Annotated in this window: 16 protein-coding genes and 1 rRNA gene; 9 read left to right on the top strand and 8 right to left on the bottom strand. The window is 52.8% G+C overall.

The features are described from left to right. The first annotated feature begins 10 nt into the window (after positions 1-10). The 4 genes from accA to tilS all read left to right on the top strand — a co-directional run bounded on the left by accA (position 11) and on the right by tilS (position 5,018). Entirely contained in the window at positions 11-970 is a 960-nt protein-coding gene (gene accA, locus JQN59_RS18650) for an acetyl-CoA carboxylase carboxyl transferase subunit alpha (protein WP_003829164.1), read from the top strand. Positions 971-1,069: 99 nt separating this feature from the next. After that, positions 1,070-3,208 (top strand): lysine decarboxylase LdcC, encoded by a 2,139-nt coding sequence (gene ldcC / locus JQN59_RS18645; RefSeq protein WP_149607637.1) that lies wholly within the window; start codon positions 1,070-1,072, stop codon positions 3,206-3,208. Between the two features lie 66 nt (positions 3,209-3,274). Next, the gene (locus JQN59_RS18640) at positions 3,275-3,664 is read left to right on the top strand and encodes a VOC family protein (RefSeq protein WP_003829160.1); all 390 of its coding nucleotides are present in this window, start codon (positions 3,275-3,277) and stop codon (positions 3,662-3,664) included. A gap of 61 nt (positions 3,665-3,725) precedes the next feature. Then, a complete protein-coding gene (tilS, locus tag JQN59_RS18635; RefSeq protein WP_149607638.1) occupies positions 3,726-5,018 on the top strand; it encodes a tRNA lysidine(34) synthetase TilS in 1,293 nt (430 codons plus the stop codon). A gap of 64 nt (positions 5,019-5,082) precedes the next feature. Here the strand turns inward: tilS and rof are convergent, their stop codons facing one another. Together rof and JQN59_RS18625 are read right to left on the bottom strand one after the other, a co-directional pair. After that, a complete protein-coding gene (rof, locus tag JQN59_RS18630) occupies positions 5,083-5,343 on the bottom strand; it encodes a Rho-binding antiterminator (RefSeq protein ID WP_003018503.1) in 261 nt (86 codons plus the stop codon). Further along, on the bottom strand, positions 5,330-5,530 hold the full coding sequence (locus JQN59_RS18625; protein WP_048214883.1) for a YaeP family protein: 201 nt from the start codon (positions 5,528-5,530) through the stop codon (positions 5,330-5,332). The genes rof and JQN59_RS18625 overlap by 14 nt, the downstream gene beginning before the upstream one ends. A gap of 188 nt (positions 5,531-5,718) precedes the next feature. On the opposite strand from JQN59_RS18625, the gene JQN59_RS18620 reads away from it, so the two are divergent. The 3 genes from JQN59_RS18620 to nlpE are packed head-to-tail and all read left to right on the top strand — an operon-like array spanning position 5,719 to position 7,412. Then, the gene (locus tag JQN59_RS18620; protein ID WP_003018497.1) at positions 5,719-6,264 is read left to right on the top strand and encodes a YaeQ family protein; all 546 of its coding nucleotides are present in this window, start codon (positions 5,719-5,721) and stop codon (positions 6,262-6,264) included. Further along, positions 6,261-6,683 carry an alternative ribosome rescue aminoacyl-tRNA hydrolase ArfB gene (arfB, locus tag JQN59_RS18615; RefSeq protein ID WP_032942412.1) on the top strand — a complete coding sequence of 141 codons (423 nt, stop codon included), beginning with the start codon at positions 6,261-6,263 and terminating at the stop codon, positions 6,681-6,683. The genes JQN59_RS18620 and arfB overlap by 4 nt, the downstream gene beginning before the upstream one ends. A 30-nt stretch (positions 6,684-6,713) precedes the next feature. Continuing rightward, positions 6,714-7,412: an envelope stress response activation lipoprotein NlpE gene (gene nlpE / locus JQN59_RS18610; RefSeq protein WP_085951559.1), complete on the top strand. Its 699-nt coding sequence runs from the start codon at positions 6,714-6,716 to the stop codon at positions 7,410-7,412. A gap of 44 nt (positions 7,413-7,456) precedes the next feature. On the opposite strand, the gene proS is transcribed toward nlpE, so the two are convergent. The 6 genes from proS to metN form a co-directional block, all read right to left on the bottom strand. Beyond that, positions 7,457-9,175, bottom strand: coding sequence for a proline--tRNA ligase (proS, locus tag JQN59_RS18605; protein ID WP_003829149.1), 1,719 nt, complete (start codon positions 9,173-9,175; stop codon positions 7,457-7,459). Positions 9,176-9,288: 113 nt separating this feature from the next. Continuing rightward, positions 9,289-9,996: a tRNA (N6-threonylcarbamoyladenosine(37)-N6)-methyltransferase TrmO gene (gene tsaA / locus JQN59_RS18600; RefSeq protein ID WP_003829147.1), complete on the bottom strand. Its 708-nt coding sequence runs from the start codon at positions 9,994-9,996 to the stop codon at positions 9,289-9,291. Further along, complete coding sequence (gene rcsF / locus JQN59_RS18595) at positions 9,993-10,397, bottom strand: Rcs stress response system protein RcsF (protein ID WP_003018477.1); 405 nt, start codon at positions 10,395-10,397, stop codon at positions 9,993-9,995. The genes tsaA and rcsF overlap by 4 nt, the downstream gene beginning before the upstream one ends. Before the next feature lie 116 nt (positions 10,398-10,513). Beyond that, complete coding sequence (gene metQ / locus JQN59_RS18590) at positions 10,514-11,329, bottom strand: methionine ABC transporter substrate-binding lipoprotein MetQ (RefSeq protein ID WP_003829145.1); 816 nt, start codon at positions 11,327-11,329, stop codon at positions 10,514-10,516. A 44-nt stretch (positions 11,330-11,373) separates the two neighbouring features. After that, positions 11,374-12,027 carry a methionine ABC transporter permease MetI gene (locus JQN59_RS18585; protein ID WP_003018471.1) on the bottom strand — a complete coding sequence of 218 codons (654 nt, stop codon included), beginning with the start codon at positions 12,025-12,027 and terminating at the stop codon, positions 11,374-11,376. Beyond that, a complete protein-coding gene (gene metN, locus JQN59_RS18580; RefSeq protein ID WP_048227055.1) occupies positions 12,020-13,051 on the bottom strand; it encodes a methionine ABC transporter ATP-binding protein MetN in 1,032 nt (343 codons plus the stop codon). The genes JQN59_RS18585 and metN overlap by 8 nt, the downstream gene beginning before the upstream one ends. 189 nt (positions 13,052-13,240) lie before the next feature. On the opposite strand from metN, the gene gmhB reads away from it, so the two are divergent. Continuing rightward, positions 13,241-13,807 carry a D-glycero-beta-D-manno-heptose 1,7-bisphosphate 7-phosphatase gene (gmhB, locus tag JQN59_RS18575; RefSeq protein ID WP_003829138.1) on the top strand — a complete coding sequence of 189 codons (567 nt, stop codon included), beginning with the start codon at positions 13,241-13,243 and terminating at the stop codon, positions 13,805-13,807. A gap of 369 nt (positions 13,808-14,176) precedes the next feature. Continuing rightward, positions 14,177-15,718 (top strand): 16S ribosomal RNA (locus JQN59_RS18570). Positions 15,719-15,767 lie beyond the last annotated feature (49 nt).

The raw sequence follows: 15,767 nt of genomic DNA, 5'->3' as shown, positions 1-15,767 counted from the left end.
CAGGAATACTATGAGTCTGAATTTCCTTGATTTTGAACAGCCGATTGCAGAGCTGGAAGCAAAAATCGATTCTTTGACTGCGGTTAGCCGTCAGGATGAGAAACTGGATATTAACATCGATGAAGAAGTGCATCGTCTGCGTGAAAAAAGCGTAGAACTGACGCGTAAAATCTTCGCCGATCTTGGCGCATGGCAGGTAGCCCAACTGGCGCGCCATCCACAGCGTCCGTACACCCTGGATTATGTCCGCCTGGCGTTTGATGAATTTGATGAGCTGGCGGGCGATCGTGCCTATGCGGATGATAAAGCTATTGTTGGCGGTATCGCGCGTCTGGATGGCCGTCCGGTGATGATCATTGGTCATCAGAAAGGCCGTGAGACCAAAGAAAAGATTCGCCGTAATTTCGGCATGCCAGCGCCGGAAGGCTATCGCAAAGCGCTGCGTCTGATGGAAATGGCCGAGCGTTTCAACATGCCGATCATTACCTTCATCGACACCCCAGGGGCTTACCCGGGCGTGGGCGCGGAAGAGCGTGGTCAGTCAGAAGCGATCGCGCGCAACCTGCGTGAAATGTCGCGTCTGAGCGTACCGGTAATCTGCACCGTTATCGGTGAAGGTGGTTCCGGTGGCGCGCTGGCGATCGGTGTAGGCGATAAAGTGAATATGCTGCAATACAGCACCTATTCCGTTATCTCCCCGGAAGGTTGTGCTTCCATTCTGTGGAAAAGCGCCGACAAAGCACCGCTGGCCGCAGAAGCGATGGGAATTGTTGCCCCGCGTCTGAAAGAGCTGAAGCTTATCGACTCTATCATTCCGGAACCGTTAGGCGGTGCACACCGCAATCCGGAAGTGATGGCTGCGTCCCTGAAAGCACAGCTGCTGGCCGATCTCGCCGATCTCGACGTGTTAAGCAAAGACGATCTGAAAAACCGTCGTTACCAGCGTCTGATGAGCTACGGTTACGCGTAAACTGCATTTATTCTGAAAAGGGCCACTACGTTGTGGCCCTTTTTTTTACCTGCGGTTTGACCAGGCTATGATTAACTAAGGTTTTTCCAGGAGGAACGCATGAATATCATTGCCATCATGGGACCGCATGGCGTCTTTTATAAAGATGAGCCCATCAAGGAACTTGAGCGTGCGCTGCAACAGCAGGGATTTCAGATTATCTGGCCGCAGAATAGTGTCGACCTGCTGAAGTTTATCGAACACAACCCGCGAATTTGCGGCGTCATTTTTGACTGGGATGAATATAGCCTGGAGCTGTGCAGTGACATCAACCAGCTCAACGAGTATCTCCCGCTCTATGCCTTTATTAATACCCATTCGACGATGGATGTCAGTGCGCACGACCTGCGCATGGCGCTGTGGTTTTTTGAGTATGCGCTGGGTCAGTCTGAAGACATTGCCACCCGCATTCGCCAGTACACCAACGAATACCTCGATAACATTACGCCTCCGTTCACCAAGGCGCTGTTTACCTATGTGAAGGAAGGGAAGTATACCTTTTGTACGCCTGGACATATGGCGGGTACGGCGTACCAGAAAAGCCCGGTCGGCTGCCTGTTCTATGATTTCTTTGGCGGCAATACGCTGAAAGCCGACGTGTCCATTTCCGTAACCGAACTGGGCTCATTGCTTGATCATACCGGTCCGCACCTTGAAGCGGAGGAGTACATCGCTCGCACCTTTGGTGCCGAACAGAGCTATATGGTGACTAACGGCACCTCGACATCGAACAAGATTGTCGGTATGTATGCTGCGCCTGCAGGAAGTACGCTACTGATTGACCGCAACTGCCATAAGTCGCTGGCGCATTTGCTGATGATGAGCGATGTGGTGCCAATCTGGTTGAAGCCTACGCGTAACGCGTTGGGGATCCTCGGCGGTATACCCCGTCGGGAATTTACCCATGGAAGTATTGAACGCAAGGTAGAAGAGACGACTCAGGCGCAATGGCCGGTACACGCGGTGATCACCAACTCCACCTATGACGGGCTGCTTTATAACACCAACTGGATCAAGCAAACCCTGGATGTGCCCTCCATCCATTTTGATTCAGCCTGGGTGCCGTATACCCATTTTCATCCGATATATCAGGGGAAAAGCGGGATGAGCGGCGAACGGGTACCGGGAAAGGTGATATTTGAAACCCAGTCCACCCACAAGATGCTGGCGGCGTTGTCACAGGCTTCGCTGATCCACATTAAGGGTGACTATGATGAAGACACGTTCAACGAAGCCTTTATGATGCACACCTCCACGTCTCCGAGCTACCCGATTGTGGCGTCGATAGAAACGGCGGCGGCAATGCTGCGTGGTAATTCCGGCAAGCGGTTAATCAATCGTTCGGTGGAACGGGCGTTGCATTTCCGTAAAGAAGTGCAGCGTCTGCGCGAAGAGTCGGATGGCTGGTTCTTTGATATCTGGCAGCCGGAAAAGGTCGATGAAGCAGAATGTTGGCCGGTAGCGCCAGGTGAAGACTGGCACGGATTTGTTGATGCTGATGCCGACCACATGTTCCTCGACCCGGTGAAGGTCACGATTCTGACGCCGGGAATGGATGAACAGGGAAATATGAGCGAAGAGGGGATCCCTGCGTCGTTGGTGGCGAAATTCCTTGATGAACGCGGCGTCGTCGTCGAAAAAACGGGACCGTATAACCTGTTGTTCCTGTTCAGTATTGGCATAGATAAAACCCGGGCGATGGGGCTGCTGCGTGGCCTGACGGAATTTAAACGCTCGTACGATCTGAATTTACGCGTGAAAAATATGCTGCCGGATCTGTATGCTGAAGATCCCGATTTCTATCGCAATATGCGTATTCAGGATCTGGCACAGGGGATCCATAAGCTGATCCGCCAGCACGATCTCTCCGGACTGATGCTGCGGGCATTTGATACCTTGCCGGAAATGAAAATGACACCGCACCAGGCCTGGCAGCGGCAGATCAAAGGTGAGGTGGAAACCGTGGCGCTTGATCAACTGGTAGGACGCGTGTCCGCCAATATGATCCTGCCTTATCCTCCTGGCGTGCCGCTCTTGATGCCCGGGGAAATGATCACTGCTAAAAGCCGGGCTGTCCTCGATTTTCTTCTGATGCTGTGTTCAGTGGGGCAGCGCTACCCGGGATTTGAAACCGATATCCATGGCGCTAAACTGGGCGAGGATGGTGTGTATCGCGTGAGAGTCTTAAAAATGGCATAACGACTTGCCTGACCCTAAGACGTACGAGTAACGTGCTGACAGAAAAATGAAAGAGGCGATGACGCTATGCTGGGATTAAAACAGGTTCACCATATTGCCATTATTGCGACGGACTACGCGGCAAGTAAGGCATTTTACTGCGATGTGCTTGGCTTTACACTGATGAGCGAAGCCTATCGGGAAGAGAGAGATTCGTGGAAAGGCGATCTGGCATTGAACGGCCAGTATGTGATTGAGCTTTTTTCTTTCCCGTTTCCACCTTGCCGTCCGAGCCGACCGGAAGCCTGCGGTTTGCGTCATCTGGCGTTCAGCGTGGAGGATGTGGAAAAGTCGATCGCGCATCTGGAAGCACACCACGTGAAGTGTGAATCCATACGTATCGATCCATTTACCGGTAAACGCTTTACGTTTTTCAACGATCCGGACGGATTGCCCCTCGAACTGTACGAGCTGTAAGGCTTGTCATTGTGGCGTTAGCCCGGTAACGTGCCGGGCAATGCCATTGTAAGTAACCATCATGACGACACTCACGCTGAACACTTCACTGCTGAATTCTCAATCGATTTTGGTCGCCTTTAGCGGCGGGCTGGACTCAACCGTACTCCTGCATCAGCTGGTGCAGTGGCGAGCGCAGCATCCTGAGGTCGCTTTACGCGCAATCCATATTCATCACGGATTAAGCCCACATGCAGACAGTTGGGTGCAGCACTGTGAGTCAGTATGTATGCAGTGGCAGGTGCCGCTAGTGGTTGAGCGGGTACACCTTGAGGACGATGGCCTGGGCATCGAAGCTCAGGCGCGACGCGCGCGCTATCAGGCATTTGCGCAGACCTTACTACCGGGCGAGGTGCTGATGACCGCCCAGCATCTCGATGACCAGTGTGAAACCTTTTTGCTGGCGCTTAAGCGCGGCAGCGGCCCTGCCGGACTTTCCGCCATGGGCGAAAACTCACCGTTCGCCGGAACCCAGCTGATTCGACCGCTGCTGGCGCAAACGCGAGAGGCGCTTGAAGCATGGGCGCGGCAGCATGAATTATGCTGGATTGAAGATGAAAGCAATCAGGATGATACCTACGATCGCAATTTCCTCAGATTGTGCGTTACCCCATTGCTGCAACAGCGCTGGCCGCACTTCGCGCAAGCCGTAGCCCGCAGCGCCGCGCTGTGTGCTGAGCAGGAGAGTTTACTGGATGAACTGCTGGCCAGCGATTTAGCCAATTGCATCACAGCCCACGGCACACTGTTACTGGCACCGTTAATGATGATGAGCGACGTGCGTCGTGCCGCGCTGCTTCGTCGCTGGCTGGCGGGGTTAAATGCGCCGATGCCTTCTCGTGATGGACTGGAACGTATCTGGCAGGAAGTGGCGCTGGCGCGGGAAGATGCCTCACCCTGTTTTCGCCTCGGGGAGTACGAGGTCCGCCGTTATCAGTCACAGCTGTGGTGGGTGAAGTCAGTCGATGGGCAAAGCGAAACCGTTATCCCATGGCTAGAGTGGAAAACACCGTTGGCGCTGCCTGCCGGATTGGGTTCGGTTCAGTTAATCTCTGCGGGTGAATTGCGCATGCCGCAAGCGGATGAAGCTGTCAGCATTCGTTTCAAAGCACCAGGGTTATTGCATATTGTCGGGCGTAACGGTGGACGGAAATTAAAGAAAATCTGGCAGGAGCAGGGGATCCCGCCCTGGCGACGAGATACTACGCCGCTGCTGTTTTACGGCGAAACGTTGATTGCTGCTGCGGGTGTTTTCGTGACGCGTGAGGGGATAGCGGAAGATGGGGCTGGTGTGAGTCTGGTATGGCGTGCCTGATGGCGCTGCGCTTATCAGGCCTACGTATCACATGGAAAGTAGGCCGGATAAGGTGCAAGAAAGATTAAGATTCGCTGACCACCACGGTACCGATTTGCGGGTGGCTGAAGCTGGCAATTTTGTCGAGACGAAGCTCCCGGGTTTCACCTGCGACATCTGCGACCAGATACTCCACGTTTTTGCGTGAAACCAGGTCGTTCGCTTTCGCCTGCAAAACTTCGCCATCTTTTAACGCCAGCGTCAGTAACAAATGGTGCTGGCAGGCGAGTTCAAGATTGTCGTAATCATCGCAGTTGATGGGTTGATACGTTTCATTCATTGACATAATCGCTCACCAGTAAGTTCGCGGCAGCATAGGCCGCTTTTTCCCTGACCGACTCTGGAAGGGCGCTGTCTGTCGCCACTTCATTAAGCACCTTCAATACGCAACCCAGCGCATCCGGGATATACCCTAAGTCTCCGCTGGCGATTTCCGCGTACCGCTTGCGTATTAACTCACAATATTTTTCCACATGCCCTCCTGTCAGCACTCTGACTTAACCGTGGATGCAAGTCTAAGCCTACGAAGATAAACTCTGTTTAGCAAGGTGACTATACCATACTCATTCAAGCAATATCAGCGCCTTGATAGATGAGCAGTTAGCAGCCTTTTGCCGCAGTTTTCGCTACAATGTGCGCCTGATTCGAAAGGAGTTCTCCCATGGCGCTTAAAGCGACAATTTATAAAGCCGTCGTCAACGTAGCGGATCTTGACCGCAACCAGTTTCTTGACGCGGCCTTGACGCTGGCGCGTCACCCCTCTGAAACCCAGGAGCGCATGATGCTGCGCCTGCTGGCCTGGATTAAATATGCCGATGAACGGCTGCAGTTCACGCGTGGCCTGAGCGCGGAAGACGAGCCTGAAGCGTGGCTGCGTAACGACCATCTGGGCATCGATCTTTGGATTGAGCTGGGTCTGCCGGATGAGCGCCGTATCAAGAAAGCCTGTACCCAGTCTGGTGAGGTTGCTCTGTTTGCCTACAACAGCCGTGCGGCTCAGATCTGGTGGCAGCAAAACCAGAACAAATGTGCGCAGTTTAAAAATCTCACCGTGTGGTATCTGGATGATGAACAGCTGGCGCAACTGAGTGATTTTGCTGGTCGTACAATGGCGCTGCAGGCGACTATTCAGGACGGCGCTATTTGGCTGTCCGACTCTCAGAACAATCTGGAAATTCATCTGACCGCGTGGCAGCCGCGTTCATGATTGTTCTCTCCCGAAACGTCTCTATCCCTGATAATGAGCTGGAAATCACGGCGATTCGGGCACAAGGCGCGGGTGGTCAGCACGTTAACAAGACCTCGACGGCTATCCATTTGCGCTTTGACATTCGGGCCTCGAGCCTGCCAGAGTATTACAAGGAACGCCTGCTGGCCGCCAGCCATCATCTGATTAGCGGCGATGGCATTATTATCATTAAGGCGCAGGAATACCGTAGCCAGGAGCTCAATCGGGAAGCGGCAATCTCCCGACTGGTGGCGGTGATAAAAGAATTAACCGCGGTGCAAAAAAGCCGACAAGCAACTCGCCCTACGCGCGCCTCGAAAGAGCGCAGGTTGTCATCGAAGGCGCAAAAATCCACAGTGAAAGCACTGCGCGGGAGAGTTCGTCGAACGCAAGACTGACGAGCGGGAATAAAAATTAATAAGGAATTGATAGTGAAAACAGCAATATTGTCCGTGGTCGCTGCATGCACGCTTTTTTCCTTGATTGGCTGTAATAATCGTACTGAAGTTGAAGTACTACAGCCGACGCGGGCGGCAGAATTAAAACCGATGCAGCAAAGCTGGCGTGGCATCTTACCTTGCGCGGACTGCGAAGGGATTGAAACCTCTCTGTTTCTGGAAAAAGACGGCACATGGGTGATGAACGAACGCTATCAGGGCGTGCGGGATGAACCGTCTTCGTTTGCCTCTTATGGCACATGGGCGCGTACAGCCGACAAACTGGTGCTGACCGACAGTAAAGGTGAAAAATCGTACTACCGGGCTAAAGGCGAGGCGCTGGAAATGCTCGATCGTGAAGGTAACCCGATTGAGTCACAGTTTAACTACACGCTCCAGCCGGTTTCCGCCAGCTTACCGGTGACGCCAATGCCGATGCGAGGCATGTATTTCTATATGGCTGACGCGGCAATCTTTACCGACTGCGCAACGGGTAAACGGATGCCGGTGGCGAATAACGCTCAGCTTGAACGCGACTATTTAGCCGCTCGTGCGGAAAACGGACAGTCCGTACTGCTGACGCTTGAGGCGCATTTCACGCTGGAGTCAAACCCGGATACGGGTGAGAAAGTGAAAACGTTGATGGCGGATAAAGACGCGAAATTTATCCCTGGTAAAGCGTGTAATTAATCGATAGAAAAAAGGCCCTGATAATCAGGGCCTTTTTGTTGGTATTAGCCTTTAATGGCTTTGACCAGGAAGTCGACGATGTCGCCGGTTTTAATCAGCTCTTTCTCGCCGTTACGACGGTATTTGTATTCGATATCGTCGTTGTCGAGGTTACGGTCGCCCAGCACGATGGTGTGCGGAATACCGATCAGTTCCATATCGGCAAACATCACGCCCGGACGTTCTTTACGATCGTCCATCAGTACTTCAATACCCTGCGCGCGCAGCTCAGCGTACAGCTTCTCAGCCAGCTCCTGCACACGGTAGGATTTGTGCATGTTCATCGGCAGAATGGCGACCTGGAACGGGGCGATGGCATCTGGCCATACGATGCCACGATCGTCAAAGTTTTGTTCAATAGCAGCAGCGACTACGCGAGTGACCCCGATACCGTAGCAGCCCATAGTTAGCGTCTGGTTACGGCCATCTTCGCCCTGAACGGCGGCTTTCATCGCTTCAGAGTACTTGGTACCCAACTGGAAGATATGGCCGACTTCGATACCGCGTTTGATCATCAGTGTACCTTTGCCGTCCGGGCTAGGGTCGCCGGCGACTACGTTACGGATGTCAGCAACTTCCGGGGTGGCCACGTCGCGATCCCAGTTGATACCGAAATAGTGTTTACCGTCGATGTTGGCACCGGCAGCGAAATCGCTCATTACTGCAACGGTACGGTCGATAACCACCGGAATTGGCATATTCACCGGACCGAGCGAGCCAGGACCTGCTTTTACCAGCGCACGAATTTCTTCTTCGGTGGCAAAGGTCAGCGGGCTGGCAACCTGCGGCAGTTTTTCCGCTTTGACTTCGTTCAGCTCGTGATCGCCACGAACCAGCAGGGCGACCAGCGGGTAGCTGCTGCCTTCAACCGCTTTCACCAGCAGGGTTTTCACGGTTTTTTCGATAGGCAGGTTGAACTGCTCAACCAGTTCGGCGATGGTTTTAGCGTTCGGCGTATCTACCAGCGTCATTTCCTGGGTTGCTGCCGCGCGCGGCTCCTTCGGCGCAACGGCTTCGGCAAATTCGATGTTCGCCGCATAGTCGGAAGAGTCGGAGAAGATCACATCGTCTTCGCCGCTCTGCGCCAGCACCTGGAATTCGTGAGAGGCGCTGCCGCCGATAGAACCGGTATCCGCTTGTACTGCACGGAAATCCAGCCCCATACGGCTGAAGATTTTGCTATACGCAGCGTACATCGCGTCGTAGGTTTCCTGCAGGGATTCCTGAGAGGTGTGGAAAGAGTATGCATCTTTCATCAGGAATTCGCGGGAGCGCATCACGCCGAAGCGCGGACGGACTTCGTCACGGAATTTGGTCTGAATCTGATAGAAGTTCAGCGGCAGCTGTTTGTAAGAGCTCAGCTCGTTACGGATCAGGTCGGTGATCACTTCTTCATGCGTTGGGCCGAGGACGAACGAACGATCGCCACGGTCAGCAATACGCAGCAGTTCCGGGCCGTATTGTTCCCAACGGCCGCTCTCTTCCCACAGTTCAGAAGGCTGAACGACCGGCATCAACACCTCGATCGCACCGGCGTTGTTCATCTCTTCACGCACGATGTTTTCGACTTTTTTCAGGACGCGCACGCCGGTCGGCAGCCAGGTATATAACCCGGAGGCCAGCTTGCGGATCATCCCGGCGCGCAGCATCAGCTGGTGGCTGATGACTTCGGCGTCGGCAGGTGTCTCCTTCAGAGTGGAGAGCAGATATTGGCTAGTACGCATGTTGTTACGGTTCCAGTTGAACGATCGAACAGGCTCAAAACGAGCCTGGCACAAAACAAAAGTGGTTTAGTTTACCAGCGAGAAAGGGATGTCAAAAGAGTACGCGACGCAAATTAGCGGGCTTCCAGAGCAAAGACCTCAAATCCTGACGGCGTGACGCGCCAGCGGACGTTAAAGTCCAGTAGCCAGACGGCGTAGGTTTTGCCTTCTTCCTCATTTTTACGGTAGGCAGGACGCGGATCCTGCGCCAGCACTTCGGCAATAAACTGACGAAGATGCGGGTAACGTTGTTCGAGCTTCGGTAGCTGCTCCGCGAGATCTTCACTGAACGTCACGTCTACACTGGCCTGGGGGGCATCCTGAGCATAGCTGGCGCGAGCATCGGGTAACGATTCGGCAAACGGCAGATATGGTTTTATATCTACAACTGGCGTGCCATCAACGAGATCCAGCCCACCTAGTTCGAGGATCACGTGCTCTTTATGGCAGCGGATGCCCCGTAGCTCGACCAACGACATGCCAACAGGGTTAGGACGAAACGTTGAACGCGTGGCAAAGACACCCATTCTGGCGTTGCCGCCAAGGCGGGGAGGGCGCACGGTCGGACGCCATCCACCTTCCATTGTCTGGTGAAAAACAAAAATCACCCACAAATGACTGAAGGCTTCCAGGCCGCGAACGGCATCGGCCTGGTTATAAGGTGCGAGCAAATGCAGTTCACCGCTGGCGCTTTTCACCAGACCGGGCTGGCGTGGAACGGCGAACTTTTCTTTATAAGGTGAGCGGATAACGCCTATTTGCTCGAACTGAAAATGGCTCATTTCGCCGAAATGTTCAGTGCAGAACCGATGCAAACCGCCTGACGATAGCAACCCGGCGTTCCGCTGGTCACTTCGCAACTGTGCAGCAATACCGCATTAGCTTTCATTTTTGATGCGTTAATCTGCATGCGTTTGCGTGCGGTTGGAATGCTCGGAGGGGAATCCTGGTTTGAAGCCTGGCAGGATTCACCGCTAACTTCGCCAAGATCGCGGAACGGTTTGCCTACTAAATCTTCAGCGTTAGTAATGATTCTTACCGGCGTAGCGCGCGGTGCTTTCGGTTTTTCCGGCTCCGCTTTCGGCGGGGTTGCGGTGCTTTGAACGGGTTCAACAGGGGATCTGCTTAACATAGAACAGCCGCTCAGCAAGAGTGCTACTAAACAGATCGGTAAAGCACGCATAATATTTCCTCAATGAATGATCTAAACGTCAGATATTGAATCAGGTGCTTGCATAAATGACAAGACGGGCAAGCGCCCGTCCTGATGATATTACAGATTCTGTAAACAGCCTAAAATTACCAGCCCTTAACAGCACCGCCGTTGAAGACTTTGTTTGCTGCTTCGTACACTTCGTCAGACTGGTATGCTTCAACGAATTTCTTCACGTTCTCAGCATCTTTATTGTCTTCACGAGTCACAATCAGGTTTACGTACGGGGAATCTTTATCTTCAACAAAGATACCGTCTTTTGCCGGAGTCAGGCCGATCTGGCTGGCGTAGGTGGTGTTGATGACCGCCAGTGCGATTTGTGCATCGTCCAGGGAACGCGGCAGCTGCGGTGCTTCCAGTTCAACCAGCTTCAGGTTTTTCGGGTTTTCAATCACGTCCAGCGCGGTCGGCAGCAAGCCAACACCGTCTTTGAGTTTGATTAAGCCCACTTTTTGCAGCAGCAGCAAGGAACGACCAAGGTTAGTCGGGTCGTTTGGAATCGCGACCTGGGAACCGTCCTGCAGCTCATCCAGTGATTTGATTTTTTTGGAGTAGCCCGCAATCGGGTAAACAAAAGTATTGCCTACAGCAACCAGCTTATAACCGCGATCTTTGATCTGCTGGTCCAGGTACGGTTTGTGCTGGAAGGCGTTAGCATCGATATCGCCTTTGCTCAGCGCTTCGTTAGGCAGAACGTAATCGTTAAACGTGACCAGCTCAACGTCCAGACCGTATTTTTCTTTTGCCACTTTCTGCGCGACTTCTGCAACCTGCTGCTCTGCGCCAACAATAACGCCCACTTTGATGTGATTAGGATCTTTTTCATCCTGACCGCAACCCACAAGTGCCAGAGAACCGATCAGGGCTCCAACTGCCGCAAAGGTTTTGAATTTGAACGCCATGCTTATTTCCTTTTCTTAATGAGTTTTTAGTGTTGTGTGCAACGTTATTTGTGCGTGACAGCCCGGACGATGCGATCGCCGGATAACTGAATTAAATAAACCAGAACGACGAGCAATACCAGTACTGTATTCATTACGGTAGCGTTGTAACCAATATAGCCGTACTGATAGCCAATCTGCCCAAGACCACCGGCACCGACGGCACCGCCCATCGCGGAGTAACCAACCAGTGTGATAAGGGTGATGGTGGCCGCATTGACCAGTCCAGGCAGCGCTTCTGGCAGTAATACCTTACGTACAATTTGCAGCGGCGTGGCGCCCATCGCACGAGAGGCTTCTATCAGCCCGGTCGGGATTTCGAGCAGCGCGTTTTCCACCATACGGGCGATAAACGGCGCGGCACCGACGGTCAGCGGAACGATAGCTGCCTGCAGTCCGATAGAGGTGCCAACGATCATGCGGGTGAACGGAATCATCCACACCAGTAAGATGATGAACGGGATGGAACGGAAAATGTTCACCAGCGCAGAGAGCGTACGGTAGAGCTTCGCGTTCTCAATAATTTGCCCCGGACGTGTTACGTACAGCAACACACCAACCGGCAGACCAATCACAAAGCCAAAAAAACCGGACACAAAGGTCATTGCCAGCGTTTCCCATACGCCGCGAACCAGCAGCCACATCATCGGCTCAGACATAACCCAGTACCTCTACTTTTACATGGTGTTCCTGCAACCAACTGATGGCTGCTTGTGTATCTTCCTGTGTGCCGTGCATTTCAGTCAGCATGATGCCGAACTTCACACCGCCGGCGTAATCCATCTGCGCGCTAATAATGTTGTTATTCACATTAAACCGACGGGCCGTCTCAGAAAGTAGCGGTGCATCGACCGAATGGCCGGTGAATTCCATACGCAGCATCGGCACGCTGTCGGCTTCCGGCTCCGCTTTCAAACGTTCCAGATAATCTTCCGGAATATCCAGGTGCAGCGTGGACTGGATAAATTTCTGTGCCAGCGGCGTTTTCGGGTGTGAGAACACTTCACTAACGGTGTCTTGTTCAATCAGTTCACCATTACTGATGACCGCCACGCAGTCACAAATACGTTTTACAACGTCCATTTCGTGGGTAATCAGCAGAATGGTGAGTCCCAGACGACGATTAATATCTTTCAATAATTCCAGAATCGAGCGGGTCGTTGCCGGATCGAGTGCGCTGGTGGCTTCATCGCACAGCAACACTTTGGGATTACTTGCCAGCGCACGGGCGATCGCCACACGCTGTTTTTGTCCACCGGAAAGGTTGGCCGGATAGCTATCGTGCTTGTCGCCAAGACCAACCAACTCCAACAGCTCTGTTACGCGGCGTTTGATCTCTTCTTTTGGCGTGTTATCCAGTTCCAGCGGTAGTGCGACGTTACCGAACACCGTACGGGAAGAGAGCAGGTTAAAGTGCTGAAAAATCATGCCGATTTGACGGCGAGCTTTAGTCAACTCCGACTCAGAAAGCGTGGTCAGCTCCTGACCGCCAACCTGAACGCTGCCTTCGGTAGGGCGTTCGAGTAGGTTAACGCAGCGGATGAGCGTACTTTTACCGGCACCGGAGGCGCCAATAACGCCATAAATCTGCCCGGCAGGAACATGCAGGCTGACATTATTTAGCGCCTGAATGGTGCGAGTCCCCTGCTGGAACACTTTGGTGATATTCGAAAGTTTAATCATTGGTTATTTATTATCGTAATTAAGTTAGCCGTGGCATTTTCGTCTGTCAGGTACGGTCGAAGCCGTCAACAAGATGGATGTTAAGGCATCCAGACGTCTAAATCAATCGGGCTTTGCACGATGAGCACTTTCTTGCCCGCTGAAACATGCGATACTAGAGTCACATGCCTTATTCAGGAGCTATAAAAGGTGGCAAAGTCTGTACCCGCAATTTTTCTCGACCGTGACGGTACCATTAATGTGGACCACGGTTATGTACATGAGATCGACGAGTTTGAGTTTATCGACGGCGTTATTGATGCCATGCGTGAACTTAAAAAGATGGGTTACGCGCTTATTATCGTGACGAACCAGTCTGGTATCGCGCGTGGTAAATTTACTGAGGCGCAGTTTGAAACGTTGACCGAATGGATGGACTGGTCGCTGGCCGATCGCGACGTTGAGCTGGATGGTATCTACTACTGCCCGCATCACCCGCAGGGTACTGTAGAAGAGTATCGTCAGGTCTGCGACTGCCGTAAACCGCATCCTGGCATGTTTATCTCCGCCCGAGACTTCTTGCACATCGATATGGCCGCTTCTTATATGGTAGGCGACAAAATTGAAGATATGCAGGCGGCGGCAGCTGCGAATGTTGGCACGAAGGTATTGGTGCGCACAGGCAAACCCGTCACGCCAGAAGCAGAAAATGCGGCAGATTTGGTCATAAATAGTCTGGCAGACCTGCCGATGGCGATAAAAAAGCAGCAAAAGTAAGCGTTGTGGATAAAAGGTGAGCGGTTGAAACAAAAATGCATTTTTCCGCTTGTCTTCCTGAGTCGACTCCCTATAATGCGCCTCCATCGACACGGCGGATGTGAATCACTTCACACAAACAGCCGGTTCGGTTGAAGAGAAAAACCTGAAAATGAGGGTTGACTCTGAAAGAGGAAAGCGTAATATACGCCACCTCGCGACAGAGCGCTAAAGCGCGTCGCAACTGCTCTTTAACAATTTATCAGACAATCTGTGTGGGCACTCGAAGATACGGATTCTTAACGTCGCAAGACGAAAAATGAATACCAAGTCTCAACGAGTGAACACGTAATTCATTACGAAGTTTAATTCATTGAGCATCAAACTTTTAAATTGAAGAGTTTGATCATGGCTCAGATTGAACGCTGGCGGCAGGCCTAACACATGCAAGTCGAACGGTAGCACAGAGGAGCTTGCTCCTTGGGTGACGAGTGGCGGACGGGTGAGTAATGTCTGGGAAACTGCCCGATGGAGGGGGATAACTACTGGAAACGGTAGCTAATACCGCATAACGTCGCAAGACCAAAGAGGGGGACCTTCGGGCCTCTTGCCATCGGATGTGCCCAGATGGGATTAGCTAGTAGGTGGGGTAACGGCTCACCTAGGCGACGATCCCTAGCTGGTCTGAGAGGATGACCAGCCACACTGGAACTGAGACACGGTCCAGACTCCTACGGGAGGCAGCAGTGGGGAATATTGCACAATGGGCGCAAGCCTGATGCAGCCATGCCGCGTGTATGAAGAAGGCCTTCGGGTTGTAAAGTACTTTCAGCGAGGAGGAAGGCGTTGTGGTTAATAACCGCAGCGATTGACGTTACTCGCAGAAGAAGCACCGGCTAACTCCGTGCCAGCAGCCGCGGTAATACGGAGGGTGCAAGCGTTAATCGGAATTACTGGGCGTAAAGCGCACGCAGGCGGTCTGTCAAGTCGGATGTGAAATCCCCGGGCTCAACCTGGGAACTGCATCCGAAACTGGCAGGCTAGAGTCTTGTAGAGGGGGGTAGAATTCCAGGTGTAGCGGTGAAATGCGTAGAGATCTGGAGGAATACCGGTGGCGAAGGCGGCCCCCTGGACAAAGACTGACGCTCAGGTGCGAAAGCGTGGGGAGCAAACAGGATTAGATACCCTGGTAGTCCACGCCGTAAACGATGTCGACTTGGAGGTTGTGCCCTTGAGGCGTGGCTTCCGGAGCTAACGCGTTAAGTCGACCGCCTGGGGAGTACGGCCGCAAGGTTAAAACTCAAATGAATTGACGGGGGCCCGCACAAGCGGTGGAGCATGTGGTTTAATTCGATGCAACGCGAAGAACCTTACCTACTCTTGACATCCAGAGAACTTAGCAGAGATGCTTTGGTGCCTTCGGGAACTCTGAGACAGGTGCTGCATGGCTGTCGTCAGCTCGTGTTGTGAAATGTTGGGTTAAGTCCCGCAACGAGCGCAACCCTTATCCTTTGTTGCCAGCGGTTAGGCCGGGAACTCAAAGGAGACTGCCAGTGATAAACTGGAGGAAGGTGGGGATGACGTCAAGTCATCATGGCCCTTACGAGTAGGGCTACACACGTGCTACAATGGCATATACAAAGAGAAGCGACCTCGCGAGAGCAAGCGGACCTCATAAAGTATGTCGTAGTCCGGATTGGAGTCTGCAACTCGACTCCATGAAGTCGGAATCGCTAGTAATCGTGGATCAGAATGCCACGGTGAATACGTTCCCGGGCCTTGTACACACCGCCCGTCACACCATGGGAGTGGGTTGCAAAAGAAGTAGGTAGCTTAACCTTCGGGAGGGCGCTTACCACTTTGTGATTCATGACTGGGGTGAAGTCGTAACAAGGTAACCGTAGGGGAACCTGCGGTTGGATCACCTCCTTACCTTAAAGAACCGACCTTTGCAGTGCTCACACAGATTGTCTGATGAAAA

Origin of the sequence: Citrobacter sp. B72 (assembly GCF_016894305.1) — a bacterium.
GTDB lineage: Bacteria > Pseudomonadota > Gammaproteobacteria > Enterobacterales > Enterobacteriaceae > Citrobacter > Citrobacter portucalensis.
The sequence above is the reverse complement of the archived record's forward strand: the minus strand, read 5'-3'. Positions and strand labels throughout refer to the sequence as shown.

Bases quoted from the DNA above. Each gene is read 5' to 3' on its own strand.
- metQ (WP_003829145.1), bottom strand. From the start codon at position 11,329: ATGGCGTTCAAATTCAAAACCTTTGCGGCAGTTGGAGCCCTGATCGGT.
- tilS (WP_149607638.1), top strand. From the start codon at position 3,726: ATGACGACACTCACGCTGAACACTTCACTGCTGAATTCTCAATCGATT.
- JQN59_RS18585 (WP_003018471.1), bottom strand. From the start codon at position 12,027: ATGTCTGAGCCGATGATGTGGCTGCTGGTTCGCGGCGTATGGGAAACG.
- arfB (WP_032942412.1), top strand. From the start codon at position 6,261: ATGATTGTTCTCTCCCGAAACGTCTCTATCCCTGATAATGAGCTGGAA.
- proS (WP_003829149.1), bottom strand. From the start codon at position 9,175: ATGCGTACTAGCCAATATCTGCTCTCCACTCTGAAGGAGACACCTGCC.
- rcsF (WP_003018477.1), bottom strand. From the start codon at position 10,397: ATGCGTGCTTTACCGATCTGTTTAGTAGCACTCTTGCTGAGCGGCTGT.
- ldcC (WP_149607637.1), top strand. From the start codon at position 1,070: ATGAATATCATTGCCATCATGGGACCGCATGGCGTCTTTTATAAAGAT.
- JQN59_RS18640 (WP_003829160.1), top strand. From the start codon at position 3,275: ATGCTGGGATTAAAACAGGTTCACCATATTGCCATTATTGCGACGGAC.
- accA (WP_003829164.1), top strand. From the start codon at position 11: ATGAGTCTGAATTTCCTTGATTTTGAACAGCCGATTGCAGAGCTGGAA.
- metN (WP_048227055.1), bottom strand. From the start codon at position 13,051: ATGATTAAACTTTCGAATATCACCAAAGTGTTCCAGCAGGGGACTCGC.
- rof (WP_003018503.1), bottom strand. From the start codon at position 5,343: ATGTCAATGAATGAAACGTATCAACCCATCAACTGCGATGATTACGAC.
- tsaA (WP_003829147.1), bottom strand. From the start codon at position 9,996: ATGAGCCATTTTCAGTTCGAGCAAATAGGCGTTATCCGCTCACCTTAT.
- JQN59_RS18620 (WP_003018497.1), top strand. From the start codon at position 5,719: ATGGCGCTTAAAGCGACAATTTATAAAGCCGTCGTCAACGTAGCGGAT.